Source organism: Clostridium sp. AF37-5 (genome assembly GCF_003477605.1).
Classification (GTDB): Bacteria; Bacillota; Clostridia; order Lachnospirales; family Lachnospiraceae; genus Eubacterium_F.
Genome location: NZ_QUDR01000004.1, coordinates 91952 through 104996, shown reverse-complemented (window position 1 = coordinate 104996; position 13045 = coordinate 91952). Strand labels below are relative to the sequence as shown.

Below are 13045 nucleotides of genomic sequence, written 5' to 3'. Positions count from 1 at the left end.
CGTAATTACCTCCATTTCCTCTGTTAGTATGCACAAAGGATGAAAAAATATTCATGACTGATTGTGATATTAAAGGATGAATTTTACCAGTAAAAATAAGAAAAACTGAGTTTGGAATGACGGGTTTGTGACAAATGTTCGCTGCTGGTTCCTTTGGATTTCAGTAATTCCGTAGAAAAACTTTGCGACTCGTGGGTTTGAGTACGTCGGTATGTGGCACTGGTAGTTTCAGTGCCCATACCGCTACGCACTCAACGAGCGAGAGTGCCCACGAGACGCAAAGCTTTTCTACGGAATTACTGAAAACAGAAAAAGTGCCAACGAACCCTTTACACAAACCCTTGTGTAAATTTAGTTGAAAGCATGGAAATAAACAGATATAATAAGATCATACAGTTTCGTTTTGAAATTATACATAGGAAGAGGTGTTCAAATGAAAAATATCATGAGACGGTGGGAAGCAGTGTTAATTTGTATGGCATTATTATTTTCCTTGTTTTCACTTCGTACAGCAGAAGCGAAAGATGAGGAAACACTGAAAACTATTTTTCCGGTCCATGTGATTCATAAGACAGGTGATGATAAAGAAAATTTTGTCATTGTAATTATGGGAGATGGCTACACGGCAGACGAACAGGACAAATTTTTACAGGATGCGAAGCAGAAAGCACAGGGAATGTTAAGATGGTCTCCGTATAAAGAGTATTCTGACCACATAAATATATATGCAGTGCAGGCTGTATCTAACGAGTCCGGAATTAGTGTGTATGGGGGCAAGAATGCAGATACTTATTTTCACGTTAAAGTCTATGGAAAAGCAGCTGGCTTTTCAAATGGTGGGGATGAGAAGGCAAAAGAACTAAGACAAGATTTGGAGCAAAATTATCTGGACAGGGGGGCTAATGTTGCAACTATTCATGTGCTGTGTAATTCAGAGGGCAGTTATGGTGCTTCAGTAAATTCCTTGTTTTCATTTTCCACTAATTCAGAGGACAATGAAGATGGGATGGTTATGGCACATGAAACAGCTCATAGTATTGGTGGATTGGGGGATGAGTACGAGAGATACACGAATAAACCAAATACTTCGGATACCTCGAATCCGGATACGATTAAATGGAGTAAAATGCTTGGATTTCGAGGAATTGGCGTCACAATGGCAGGAACGGAAACGGCATTTGCACCGAGCCGCGAATGTATGATGAGATGGCTGGGACAGCCTTTTTGTGAAGTGTGTAAAATGGAATTGGCAAGGAAGTTAAATAATACGGATTATGTCAGTAAGCCGGCAGAAATTTATGTCAGTAATCCTGAAATTTCAATTCCGCACAGTAAAACGGGAACATTAGACCGGGATAGTGAAAAATATAGAATCAGCGAGAAAAATATAACAAAGGCAAACAATACGGATTTGGAATTTCGCACCGTGGTACAAAATCTGGTAAACAGAGAGCAGCATTTGAAAATGAGCTTTCAGATTATTGGAGCCGATGGTAAAACAGTTAAGTATCAGGAAGAAAAGACTTACACGATTCCGGCACTCAGTAATTCATACAATCCGGATGAGGCAAGAGAATCACTTTCTATTGTGTTTTCGGATGTGTATGGCTTGTCAAATGGTGATAGGCTGGATGGAAAAGTTATCAATGTGGATACGGGAGAAGTGTTGGCAACGGATAAAACGGCGGAGCAGGAATGGAGCAGAGTTAACATTCATTATCAGGTAAAGAATGCAGACGGGACAAGTACCTTGCTTCCTTGTGCAGATACGGCAACTGTGTATGTACCGAAAAATTCTACCTATATACTGCGAAATCCGGAATTGTCTGGATATATTTTGGCTGGAAACAGCCTGAATCAAGATGAATTGAAAGTGACAGAGGCGGATACCAATATTACATATTACTATCAGGTAAAGTCCGATCAGCCGGAGGAAACGCCAACGATGACACCAACAGTTACGCCTAGTGCGGTGCCAACAGCGACACCAACAGTTACGCCTAGTGCGGTGCCAACGGCGACTCCGACAATAACGCCTACTGAAGCACCGACGGTGACGCCAACAGTTACGCCTAGTGTGGTGCCAACAGTGACACCAACAGCGACACCAACAGTTACGCCTAGCGTGGTGCCAACGGCGACCCCGACAATAACGCCCAGTGAAGCGCCGACGGTGACGCCAACAATGGCACCTAGTGCAACTCCAATAAAGCAGAAGAAGGGCTTGAAAAAAACGACAAATATTGTAGTCGTGGTAAAAGTAACAGGCAGCAAAAATACTTCAAATGTCAGCCGTTCTGTCAAAAAAGCAGTTAAAAAGGCATTGAAAAAGGCAGGCAGACAAAGAAAGAATATTACGGTCAGGCTGAAAAGCAAATCAAAGAAAAACATTACTTTGAAGCTTGATAAGTCAACCATCAGGTTTTTGGCTGCAAAAAAAGTAAAAAGTGTGCAATGGGATAGAGGAAAAACAAGAGTTACCATGAGTTTGAAAAAAATAAAAAAAGTAAACAAACGGATGAAGAAAAATGTTTATCTGCAAGTAAAAAAAGGTGTTTTGGTTACTTATTATACTCGTAAATAAAATTAATTGTTTTTTTATAATGTAAATTAGTGTATAATAATTGTTAAGGTGTTTTCGAAAGAATATTACGCATAGGAGATTGTTAAAATGATGCAGTTATCTGAGAAGACAGGTATCAAACAAAACGTTTTACAGGAAATAATTAGGCTGGCGAAGGAAAATGATGTAAAAAAGTTAATTCTTTTTGGTTCGCGTGCCAGGGGAGATTATAAAGAACGAAGTGATATAGATTTGGCGTTTTATGGAGGCAATAGCAGTCAGTTTATTTTAGCGGTGGACGAAGAAACTCCAACTTTGTTACAGTTTGACGTGCTGGATTTGGATAAACCGATTCAGGCAGAATTGCTGGACTCCATAAAACGGGAGGGAATGGTGATATATGAAAAAGTTTGATAATTTGCAGGCTGCCATTCATAATTTAAAGGACATTTATTCTTATCAGGCACCATATGGAAATGTGGAAATGACAGGGATGGTTGGCTTGTATGAGATATGTTTTGAACAAGCATGGAAAGCAATGAAAGAGATTTTAACATATCACGGTTACGCAGAGGGAGCGACAGGTTCTCCGCGTACAGTACTGAAAACGGCATATAAAGCGGGAATGATAGCAGACGAAGAATTATGGTTAAGTGCACTTACATCAAGAAATAATGTTGCACATGCATATAATCAGGCGATTGCATTAGATATTATTATACGTCAGGTTAAAACAAAATACTACGATATGTTTGTAGAACTAGTTAATGAGATACAGAAAAACTGGTTATAAAATTAAAAATATATTTATGCAGGAGGGATTTAGATGAACGAAAACCACACAATTACATTGCAGGATAAAAAATGGGGAATGCCGGTGCGTGTATTGACGCTGATTACTTTTTTCCTGGGAGCGTTTACGTTGGTGCAGGCAATTCTTTTGTTAAGTGAATACTATAGCAATTATGATGTATCGATGCCGGTTGTCATTTTGTTTTTGCTGATTACGCCATTTGCCTTTGTGGCGGCACTGATGTTTGCTTTTGGTGTGCACAAAATTGCGCAGGGAAATGGAGCAGATAAAAATATTATCCTTGGATTTGCGATGATGCTTTTGTTAGCAGTGGATAATTTAATTTACATACCGATTCATTACCGCGGAGATAATGGAGACCCATTAAGTTTTATGATATTGGGTGCGATTGAGTTAATCTGTTTGATTATCTTTTTCCTGTATTATCAGAACTGGGGTAATAAGGCGCTGACATTTTGTGCCGGTGTTCTCTTAGTGCTTAGTTTTGGCTTTGAAATGGTTGAAGCCATAAGACTTTTGAGTGCGGCAGATATTACACTTACATTAGATACCTTTTATAATCTAATGAAAAAAGTGCTGAACACACTGTTAGCGGTTCAGGCACTTCTGTTTGTCTTTGCATTGAACCCATCGGTTCGCGTTAAAGATTGATTTTTTTCATTGCGAGTGCATACTCGGCGATTTCTTTCATACGTTTTTCGTCCATGCGGTGAATGGGAGCTGAAATACTAAATGCGTATTGCGGCTTCTGTTCACCGTGTTTTATACTTGCAGCGATGCATCGCACGCCCAATTCATATTCTTCATTATCCATAGCATAGCCGCGTTTTCTGGTTTCTTCAATTTCTTGCATAAATTTTGAAAAATCCGTGATAGTATGCTCTGTCAGTGGCGTTTTGTCGCTCTTGTCCCAGATGCTTTTGATTTCGTCATTTGACATATCGGCAAGCAGGGCTTTTCCGACACCGGAGCAGTAGAGTGGAATTCGTTTGCCGACCATAGACACTAGCCGCACGGAATTTTCGGATTCTTCCTTGGCGATATAAATCGCATGAATCCCATCAATCTGCACGAGATGGACGGTTTCGCCGGTTTTCGCTGCGAGTTCCCGAAGGCTTGGGCGAGCCTCTTCCACAATATCAATTTTTGAGACAAATTGGTTTGCAATATCCCATATTTTAAAACTTAAGCTGTAGCGGGATGTTTGCGTGTCCTGCCGCACATATCCCATGTAAAGAAGTGAATTTAACAGGCGGTGCACGGTTGTTTTGTTCAAAGAAACTTCTCGGCATAAATCCGACAGTCCAATCGGACCGGTCTTTGCAAGTGTTTCCAGAACAAGAAATAATTTATCAGCAACCTGAATTGGATTTTTGGATTCCATAAAAATTCTCCCTTTGTTTCTTTATATTTTACTGCTTTTTTGTTGACAATAAGAAGAAATGCAGTATAATAAAATCATGGTTCACGATGTGAAATACCGTTTCACAATGTGGAACAATAGTAGAATATCATATGATACAAAAAAAGTAAAGATAAAAATGGAGGCTATTATGAACAAGGTTTTAGAAGAAATCAAAAAAATTGGTATTGTTCCGGTTGTTGTACTTGATGACGCAAAGGATGCAGAGCCATTGGCAAAAGCATTGTGCGAGGGCGGACTTCCTTGTGCAGAGGTTACATTCCGTACCGAAGCAGCTGAAGAGTCGATTCGTATCATTTCTGAGAAGTATCCGGAAATGCTTGTTGGTGCAGGAACAGTTTTGACAACTGAGCAGGTAGACCGTGCAGTTGCTGCCGGTGCTAAATTTATTGTAAGTCCTGGATTTAATCCGAAAGTTGTAAAGTATTGTATCGACCGTGACATTCCGGTTACACCTGGTACACAGACACCAAGTGAGATGGAGCAGGCGATTGAGATGGGACTTGACGTCGTAAAATTCTTCCCTGCTGAGCCGGCAGGCGGTTTGAAGATGATTAAGGCAGTTGCAGCTCCTTATACAATGCTTCAGTTTATGCCAACCGGTGGTATTAATTTGAACAATGTAGAAGAGTACCTTGAGTATGACCGTATTTTAGCATGCGGCGGAAGCTGGATGGTAAAAGGTGATTTGGTAAAAGCCGGTAAATTTGATGAGATTCAGAAAATGACCGCTGATGCAGCCGCATTGGTAAAGAAAATCCGCGGTTAATTATTAAAAAGAATTTTGGAGGATGAATGAAAATGGCAAAGAAAGTAGTTACATTTGGTGAATTGATGTTGAGACTGGCACCGGAAGGATATTATCGTTTTGTACAGGCAGATACACTTGGTGCAACTTTTGGCGGTGGTGAGGCAAACGTTGCAGTTTCCCTTGCAAACTATGGTTTGGATGCAAAATTTGTTTCAAAACTTCCTACACATGAGATTGGTCAGGCTGCTGTAAATTCTTTGAGAAAATATGGTGTTGACACAACAGATATTGTGCGCGGTGGTGACCGTGTCGGTATTTACTATTTGGAAAAAGGTGCTTCCCAGAGACCATCCAAAGTTATTTATGACCGTGCAGGTTCTTCCATTGCAACAGCTTCTAAATCAGATTTTGACTGGAAAAAGATTTTTGAAGGTGTTTCGTGGTTCCATTTTACCGGAATTACTCCTGCACTGAATGATGAAGTTGCTGAGATTTGTTTAGAGGCTTGTAAAGCTGCAAAAGAAGCAGGTGTTACGATTTCCTGTGATTTGAACTACCGCAATAAATTGTGGAGTAAAGAAAAAGCAGGTAAGGTGATGGCTGAACTTTGCCAGTATGTTGATGTATGTATCGCTAATGAAGAGGATGCCGCAGATGTATTTGGTATTACTTCCAAAGGTACAGATGTTACAACAGGTACAGTAAACCGTGAGGGTTACAAAGATGTTGCCAAACAGTTGGCAGACCGTTTTGGATTTGAGAAAGTTGCAATTACTCTCCGTGAGTCCATTTCTGCAAATGATAATAATTGGTCCGCTATGTTGTATGATGGAAAAGATTATTACTTCAGCAAGAAATATAAAATGCATATCGTTGACCGTGTAGGCGGTGGCGACAGCTTTGGCGGCGGTTTGATTTGTGCCTGCCTGAACGAGTATGGTCCACAGGAAACAATCGAGTTTGCTGTAGCTGCTTCTTGTTTGAAACACTCCATCGAAGGAGATTACAACATGGTTTCCATGGATGAAGTTTTGAAACTGGCTGGTGGCGATGGCTCCGGTCGTGTACAGAGATAATAATTACTTTTTGTTTTTCCTATATAATAATGTATAAAGACAAAGGGAGCAGATTTACTGCTCCCTTTGTCATGTTTATTTTCCTTTGGTGTAATAACCGATTTTGTAGTCACTTGTCTTCTCGTTATCTGTCGGATTAAGAAGAAGATAGAAAGAATTTTCGCCTGTGACCCACATGGCGAGTCGATCAATCTGGTAGCGGTCCAAGGTAAGGTAGTAGATGTTATCTGTTTTAAAATCAGTAACCTTTGTAAAGGCTTTGTCGCCATATTCAGCACGAAATACTCCTTTTTTTGAAACAAGAAGAATTTCATCCTCCCATACACCAAGTGCAAAATGGCAATTTGCATAGGATGCAGTGCCATTATCACAGGCTGCCGAACAATCGAGAGAGTATTTATTCTTTTCGTTGTAATCCTGCACTTCTACAGTGACAAGGTCCTCATTTCCTTGATAGGCAACATAACAGAGAAAATCATTTCCGGTCTGAATTGAGGAAATTGCATTGCCCCGGATACGATTCGACATTTTTTTAACAACGGTATCCGTAGATTCTGCAAATACCAATCCTTTTTCCGGGGTGTCGTCGGATAATGAATTTACTAAATAGCGGCCGTCCGAAAGAGGGATAAAAGCAACTGCCAGGTCTTTATTTTTTTCTCCGTTTGGTGAGGCGAGAGCGGATAAATCGATTTCTCTTGCTGTTTTCCCATCTTTTGAAATGTGGAATAACAGTGGATTCAGCTCTTCATACTGTTTTTTATATTTTTCCTGGTTCGCATTATAAATAAGAGGGTTCATGCTTGTTTCCATGATTACGACATAAAGGGATTCATCGGAGGCGTACCAGGAATCATATATGTAGCCGCTTCTGTTTTTCATTGTTTCGTTTAATGTGTCACTCCAATTTGTTTCGACCTCTTCAAATGAATTTTCCTTTTTCTCAAACATCATGTAAGAGACAAATTCATAAGAGTTTTTGTTGTATTTGGAGCCAAGCCACACGAGATTTTTCTTTGGATTCAACATAAGTCTGCTGTAATAATAAACGTAATTGTTGTCATCCATCTGCGGGCAGTTGATGGCATTCTCTACAAATACGTCGGGCGATTTTTGAGAAGGAGCATTGGTAGAGCTCTCTTCCTTTGTAACCGGCGTCGAGCCGACACCGCAGGCACACAGAAAAACCGCGATTACGGTAAAGCATGTGATAAGTTTTGTTGGTTTTTTGAATTTCATAATATGCAAAATCCTTTCTTCAATAATATCAGCGCCAAACGCTGCATTGGTGCAAAGAGGGCGGCTTTTGGCGGCTGCCATTTGCAACAGTAGATGCGAATAAGCTTTTCGTTCTTCAAAAGGCATCTGTTTAATGACTGCTTCATCGCACGAAATTTCCATGTCCTTCTGCATCAGATGCCAGGCAACCCAGCCAAGAGGATTAAACCACAGCAGCGAAAAGGCAAAGAAGGCAATTGGCTTGATACGGAAATCCTGACGGCGGATATGATATTTTTCGTGAGCGAGCAAAAATTTATAAGCGCTGTTTTTTGTGTTTTCCGGTATATAAATGCGTGGTTTGAAAAAGCCAAAGACAAATGGCGTATCAAGTCCCGAATGGATATAGCAGCAGTTTTTTGTTTTTACCGCCGTTTTTAACATTTTTTTATCCCTATAATAAGAATAAAAAAGATGAAAGACACAGACAAAAACCCCGCTAAGCCACAAAATAAATAGAAAGGCGGGAAGTTTATCCGAAAGAGAAAAGTCCCGGATTTCTTCTGGTTGTTTTTCAGGGAGCGAATGTGTCAGAACGGATGGTTCGGTTTGCTGCTTGCTTTGAAACCGTTTTTGCTGCACCGGACTTAGGCGGTATTGGTTCATGGCACCGCCAAAGGAAAGTTCCTGTTTTATTTGGGCGTTCGTGGCATTGGCAGCAGGCAGCAGGTGGTAAATGCCGGTAAAGTTTACCGGACACAATATGCGGAGTACTAAAATGACCCACAGAAAATACATGCCGTTTCTAGGCAGCTTTTTTGCCAGAGGACGGATGGCAAGTAATACTAAAATCGTAATACTGACAAAAAAAGTGCGCTCACCAAGAAAGGTTAAAAATGATGACAAATCCATAAAACTCCTCCCATCCTATTCTTCACAGTGGTCAATAAAATCCTGTAAGGCCTGAATCTGTTCTTTATCTAATTTTGTTTTTGTGGCAAAAGCAGTGACAAAATGTGAAATAGAACCGCCGAAACGCTCATTTACGATTTGCTCACTTTCTCTTGCCAAATAATCTTCTTCGGAAACAAGTACAGAAACCATGGCTTGTTTATTTTCAAAAATACCCGCCTGACAGAGATTTCTCAAAACGGTGTAAGTGGTCGGTTTTTTCCATCCGAGTTCTTCGTTGCAGCGAGTTACCAGTTCACCGGAAGGAAGTGGTGCATTTTCCCATACAATGCGGGCAAATGATAATTCACTCTCCGACATAACAGTTCCTTTCATAAAAATTATCCCCCTTTATTATTTTGTTGGTTTATAAACTATAAACTAAATTAAGTTTATAACATATAAACCAACTTGTCAAGTGAGAAAAAATTGGGTATACTAAAAGGCAGATAATAAATGGAGGAAAGTAATATGAAGTTTCGATGTGTAGATGAATTCGAGCAGTTGTCATTTGATGATTCGCCGATTGTTTCTTTTCAGATGAGCGAGGATGAGGTGACATTTACTTTTGGTGGTGCCACTGTAAAAGCTGGAAATTCGCAGAATGGCAGATTTCAGGATATGTATTGTGGAGAAATAACGCTTACGCTTTTACAGGCGCAGATGAAGCGTCTTGTAAAAGAGGGTATGAAATATTATGATGCGGATGGAAATCTGCAAAGAGAAATTCTGGATGAAGATGTGCCGGAACCGGCGGTGGAATCGGTAGTATCCCGTTTTGAAAAAGGAACGGTGTTTACGGTTGTTCTCGGTGAAATTGATGGCAGAAAAAGTGCCGAGTTTGGCATTGATGTGCCGCAGGAAGAAGACGAAGAGGAAGTTGACACATACTGGTTCTGTGTTGTGTTTGAAAAATCGGAAGCGTCTTGGGAGCGTTACTGCAGTCCGGCAGAAGGGGCAGATTCCTAGATAGTAATCCGATAAAGGCAAAATCGCTCTCTACGGTCTTTGTAAACGGCGTCAGAGGCAGCAATTTCATCTATCCTCTCAAATGTTGTATGACGCTCCAAATAAAAAACAGTGTCATCTTCCGGATAGTAGAGAATGAGTGTGATGGTTCTTGGATATTTTTCAAACGAATCCAAGATACGGTTAATAACACCGTGAAAAATTTCCGGTGAAAACGGATTAAAGAAGTAAAAAACAGTTTCTTCTTTTGAGACAAGATAATCTTCGGCTTTACAATTTACGAAGTGTATCTTGTCTTTGCTTCCGTTATATGTTTTTTTGTTTTCCAGAGCTTTATCATAATAAACGGGCGAATACTCTACGCCTGTAGAACATAGAGAATACCTCTTTTCTATATAAAAGTTCAAACGTCCCATGCCGCATCCGTAGTCAACGAAGACATCTGTTTTATTCGGTGTGTAAAAGGTGAATAACTCATCTAAAACTTCATAAGGTGTTGGTTCGTAACGATGGCAGTAATAGGTATCTTTGCCGTCGGTCTGTATTTCTTCGGTTTCTATGCATAAATCTTTATCTGTCATTGTATATCCTCATTTCTTATAATCGGTAACGCCGTTAAAACAAATTTTTCTTTTTGAGTATAGCGGATTTTTTTCGATATCACAACATTTCTTTTATAATGCCAAAAAAGTGACATTGTTTTTTCATTTGCCTGACAAATTCTTGCGTTATAGTGAGGTCATCAAATTTAAGGGAGGCTACATACATGAAGAAGAAAACATGGATGAAATGCATTGCCGGCTGTCTTACATTGGCACTTTTCGTTACGATGGTACCCGTGCAGGCAGCGGCTAACACGGAAAAAGAGGGAGGAACCGGTACCCCGGGGACAGCTAGCGGAGGTGCTGCTTCGATTGCGACTCCAACTGCAACAGCAAGTGCGACGCCGACTGCAACAGCAAGTGCGACGCCGGCTGCAACAGCCACAGTGAATCCGACATTATATGAATTGGATGCGCCGACAGTGACGGCAAGAGGTGGTTCAAACCGGGTTATGCTTTCGTGGAACAAGGTGACAGGAGCGAGTGGTTATTATATTTATTCTCGTAAGTCCTCCGAATCCGTATATCAGCAGACAGCAGTTGTGAAAGGGGCAGATACAGTTAGTTATTTGATTAAATCCCTGCCACAGAACACGACTTATTATTATCGTGTGGCTGCATACTGTGAAGTATCAGGAACACAAATTGAAGGTAAATTATCCACAGCGGTTTCTGCTAAGACGGCCGCAGTATCAGCGACATCAAAGGGTGCCAAGAAATACAGCACAAAGGCTGCGTTTACGAAATCACCGGCTTATAAGACATACAAAAAAATGAGAAGTGCCATGAATTATAATAAAAGTTTCGCAATACCGGGCATGAAGACGACAAATGTTGCCGGATTTTCCTGTACAACGATGGTACCTCAGGGATTGTGTTTGGCAGGCAGTTATTTCCTCATTACGGCATATGATTACAAAAAAGAGCTGAATTCAGTGGTTTATGTTGTAAGCCGCTCATCAAAATCATATATTACAACCATTGTTTTACCAAGTAAAGCAAAAGTGGGTGGAATTGCCTATGATGGAACGAATGTATGGATTTCTAAAGGAAAGGCGGTTGCCAGTTTCCCATATTCTGTTGTGACAAATGCAGTAAATGCGGGAACTTCTTATACAGAATTGGCAGCATACAAAAGTATTTCAACACTGGATTCAACAGCGTCCTTTATGGGATATTACAACAATGTGTTGTGGATTGGAACATTCCGTCAGGCAACATCGACGATGAAAGGTTACCAGGTTAATAATAAGGCAACATTGCCTTCTCTTTCACCGGCTTATACCATGGATGTACCAAGCAAAACTCAGGGAATCACGTTTGACTCAGCAGGTACGATGATTTTGACGAGAAGTTACCGTACGAAAAAGGCGAAAAGCGGTTATATTTCACAACTTCGCACTTATAAACCGTCCTTTGCTTCGCCAAAGAGTAATGGAAAGGTTCTCAAAAATACGGCGATGAAAGTGACGACGATGCCGCCGATGGTTAAGGGTGCAGCAGTGTATGGAACATACACATATGCCCTATTTTCATCCAGTTATTATAAGAGCTGTAAATATCCGGTTGACCGAGTAATTGCCATGAAAGAAAGTAAACTGGTTGAGTAATGTGTTCTCATTAAAAAATTAAGAAAGGAACAATCTGTGACAGCAAAGCGAGCACAAGAGCAAGAATCAGCAGCGGGAGGGCTTTGCGTGCGGTGCTGATTTGAATGTTTCGTTTTTGGAAAAATGCATGGCGTCTTGCTAAAAAAAGTACAAAATGAATGAAAAAAGCAATAGCAAACAGACACATAGCAGACGTCTGCTCCTTTTTTAAAAAGAAGCAGATAAGAATCCACTCAAAGGCAAGAATGGCTCCTTGAAAAGGAAACGTCAGCGCATAAGGAATTCCGGCGGTTTTTGAAACAATATTTTTTGGCGCACGTTCTTTTGCCTCTTTGAGGTCTTCTTTCAGCTCGGAAATGCTTTGGTAGCGCTGCTCAGGATTTTTCTCTAAGCACTTACGGATGACGGATTCGTATCGTCCTTCGTAAGTGCATTTTTTGTTTGCCGGTGCGCTGCCTGTAAGCATTCGGTGAAAAATCATGCCAAGCAGAGAAATAAGTTTCTTTTCGTGTTTTCTTTTTGGTGTTTTATCATTGACAAAATCAAGCAGTTTTACAGCGCCTGCTGAGGTGATAAAAATGTTACTTGGTTTGATATCGGAATGAATAATTGGCGGATCCGGGCGCAGTAATCCTGCAATACATTCGCAGAGTTTACTCATAATTCGGTAGGCTTCTTCTTCGGAAAAAACAGTGTTATTTTCTTTGTTCTGTTTCAGAAGTTCTTCTAAAGTATTTCCTTCTAAGTATTTTTCTACGACTAAAGTATTTCCATCAAAATATTTCACATTATAAATGTGCGGCCACTCGCTGTAATCAAGCTGATACAACCGTTTGTAAAGTGCTTCGCGGTTCTGCTGGCGGTACATTTTCAAAATGCCGTCCGGTTTGCCCGGCTCACAAAGACATTTCACATGGTAAATAATCGTGTGATCATTCTGCACGATTGGCTCGCCCATAGGGACATATTGTTTGGTTACAAATTTTTCTTTTTCCGATGGCATGATAAAACCCCCTTTGAGAATATTATAGCAGAAATGTTTGGTACAAGCCATTTTTATTTCATATG

13 protein-coding genes are annotated in these 13045 nt (G+C 40.4%); 8 read left to right on the top strand and 5 right to left on the bottom strand.

Features of this window, described 5'->3' with window-relative positions:
• Positions 1 to 433: 433 nt before the first annotated feature.
• The 4 genes from DW019_RS04070 (at position 434) to DW019_RS04055 (ending at position 4028) form a co-directional block, all read left to right on the top strand.
• Positions 434 to 2584: a M64 family metallopeptidase gene (locus tag DW019_RS04070; RefSeq protein WP_118442595.1), complete on the top strand. Its 2151-nt coding sequence runs from the start codon at positions 434 to 436 to the stop codon at positions 2582 to 2584.
• An 87-nt stretch (positions 2585 to 2671) separates the two neighbouring features.
• Positions 2672 to 2977, top strand: coding sequence for a nucleotidyltransferase domain-containing protein (locus tag DW019_RS04065; protein WP_022377035.1), 306 nt, complete (start codon positions 2672 to 2674; stop codon positions 2975 to 2977).
• Positions 2964 to 3356 (top strand): HI0074 family nucleotidyltransferase substrate-binding subunit, encoded by a 393-nt coding sequence (locus DW019_RS04060; protein ID WP_118442594.1) that lies wholly within the window; start codon positions 2964 to 2966, stop codon positions 3354 to 3356. The genes DW019_RS04065 and DW019_RS04060 overlap by 14 nt, the downstream gene beginning before the upstream one ends.
• A 33-nt stretch (positions 3357 to 3389) precedes the next feature.
• The gene (locus DW019_RS04055; protein WP_117479189.1) at positions 3390 to 4028 is read left to right on the top strand and encodes a hypothetical protein; all 639 of its coding nucleotides are present in this window, start codon (positions 3390 to 3392) and stop codon (positions 4026 to 4028) included.
• Here the strand turns inward: DW019_RS04055 and DW019_RS04050 are convergent.
• Entirely contained in the window at positions 4018 to 4761 is a 744-nt protein-coding gene (locus DW019_RS04050) for an IclR family transcriptional regulator (RefSeq protein WP_118442593.1), read from the bottom strand. The two genes, DW019_RS04055 and DW019_RS04050, sit on opposite strands and share 11 nt — an antisense overlap.
• Before the next feature lie 169 nt (positions 4762 to 4930).
• Between DW019_RS04050 and DW019_RS04045 the strand changes: the two genes are divergently transcribed.
• A complete protein-coding gene (locus tag DW019_RS04045; protein ID WP_022377039.1) occupies positions 4931 to 5569 on the top strand; it encodes a bifunctional 4-hydroxy-2-oxoglutarate aldolase/2-dehydro-3-deoxy-phosphogluconate aldolase in 639 nt (212 codons plus the stop codon).
• 32 nt (positions 5570 to 5601) lie between these two features.
• Complete coding sequence (locus DW019_RS04040) at positions 5602 to 6627, top strand: sugar kinase (protein WP_022377040.1); 1026 nt, start codon at positions 5602 to 5604, stop codon at positions 6625 to 6627.
• Between the two features lie 75 nt (positions 6628 to 6702).
• Here the strand turns inward: DW019_RS04040 and DW019_RS04035 are convergent, their stop codons facing one another.
• Together DW019_RS04035 and DW019_RS04030 are read right to left on the bottom strand one after the other, a co-directional pair.
• Entirely contained in the window at positions 6703 to 8757 is a 2055-nt protein-coding gene (locus tag DW019_RS04035; RefSeq protein ID WP_117479187.1) for a M56 family metallopeptidase, read from the bottom strand.
• 15 nt (positions 8758 to 8772) lie between these two features.
• Positions 8773 to 9132, bottom strand: a complete 360-nt coding sequence (locus tag DW019_RS04030) for a BlaI/MecI/CopY family transcriptional regulator (protein WP_117479186.1) — start codon at positions 9130 to 9132, stop codon at positions 8773 to 8775.
• Positions 9133 to 9267: 135 nt separating this feature from the next.
• Here DW019_RS04030 and DW019_RS04025 point away from each other — a divergent pair, with 135 nt between their 5' ends.
• On the top strand, positions 9268 to 9765 hold the full coding sequence (locus tag DW019_RS04025; protein WP_117479185.1) for a hypothetical protein: 498 nt from the start codon (positions 9268 to 9270) through the stop codon (positions 9763 to 9765).
• On the opposite strand, the gene DW019_RS04020 is transcribed toward DW019_RS04025, so the two are convergent.
• The gene (locus DW019_RS04020; protein ID WP_117479184.1) at positions 9762 to 10346 is read right to left on the bottom strand and encodes a class I SAM-dependent methyltransferase; all 585 of its coding nucleotides are present in this window, start codon (positions 10344 to 10346) and stop codon (positions 9762 to 9764) included. The genes DW019_RS04025 and DW019_RS04020 overlap by 4 nt on opposite strands.
• A 185-nt stretch (positions 10347 to 10531) precedes the next feature.
• Between DW019_RS04020 and DW019_RS04010 the strand changes: the two genes are divergently transcribed.
• Positions 10532 to 11977 (top strand): fibronectin type III domain-containing protein, encoded by a 1446-nt coding sequence (locus DW019_RS04010; protein ID WP_147324433.1) that lies wholly within the window; start codon positions 10532 to 10534, stop codon positions 11975 to 11977.
• 10 nt (positions 11978 to 11987) lie between these two features.
• Here the strand turns inward: DW019_RS04010 and DW019_RS04005 are convergent, their stop codons facing one another.
• A complete protein-coding gene (locus DW019_RS04005) occupies positions 11988 to 12980 on the bottom strand; it encodes a protein kinase (protein WP_181975019.1) in 993 nt (330 codons plus the stop codon).
• Between the last annotated feature and the right edge of the window lie 65 nt (positions 12981 to 13045).

Excerpts from the sequence above, each read along its gene's own strand:
- DW019_RS04045 (WP_022377039.1), top strand. The coding sequence starts at position 4,931 with ATGAACAAGGTTTTAGAAGAAATCAAAAAAATTGGTATTGTTCCGGTT.
- DW019_RS04005 (WP_181975019.1), bottom strand. The coding sequence starts at position 12,980 with ATGCCATCGGAAAAAGAAAAATTTGTAACCAAACAATATGTCCCTATG.
- DW019_RS04025 (WP_117479185.1), top strand. The coding sequence starts at position 9,268 with ATGAAGTTTCGATGTGTAGATGAATTCGAGCAGTTGTCATTTGATGAT.
- DW019_RS04070 (WP_118442595.1), top strand. The coding sequence starts at position 434 with ATGAAAAATATCATGAGACGGTGGGAAGCAGTGTTAATTTGTATGGCA.
- DW019_RS04040 (WP_022377040.1), top strand. The coding sequence starts at position 5,602 with ATGGCAAAGAAAGTAGTTACATTTGGTGAATTGATGTTGAGACTGGCA.
- DW019_RS04050 (WP_118442593.1), bottom strand. The coding sequence starts at position 4,761 with ATGGAATCCAAAAATCCAATTCAGGTTGCTGATAAATTATTTCTTGTT.
- DW019_RS04010 (WP_147324433.1), top strand. The coding sequence starts at position 10,532 with ATGAAGAAGAAAACATGGATGAAATGCATTGCCGGCTGTCTTACATTG.
- DW019_RS04035 (WP_117479187.1), bottom strand. The coding sequence starts at position 8,757 with ATGGATTTGTCATCATTTTTAACCTTTCTTGGTGAGCGCACTTTTTTT.
- DW019_RS04020 (WP_117479184.1), bottom strand. The coding sequence starts at position 10,346 with ATGACAGATAAAGATTTATGCATAGAAACCGAAGAAATACAGACCGAC.
- DW019_RS04060 (WP_118442594.1), top strand. The coding sequence starts at position 2,964 with ATGAAAAAGTTTGATAATTTGCAGGCTGCCATTCATAATTTAAAGGAC.
- DW019_RS04065 (WP_022377035.1), top strand. The coding sequence starts at position 2,672 with ATGATGCAGTTATCTGAGAAGACAGGTATCAAACAAAACGTTTTACAG.
- DW019_RS04030 (WP_117479186.1), bottom strand. The coding sequence starts at position 9,132 with ATGAAAGGAACTGTTATGTCGGAGAGTGAATTATCATTTGCCCGCATT.
- DW019_RS04055 (WP_117479189.1), top strand. The coding sequence starts at position 3,390 with ATGAACGAAAACCACACAATTACATTGCAGGATAAAAAATGGGGAATG.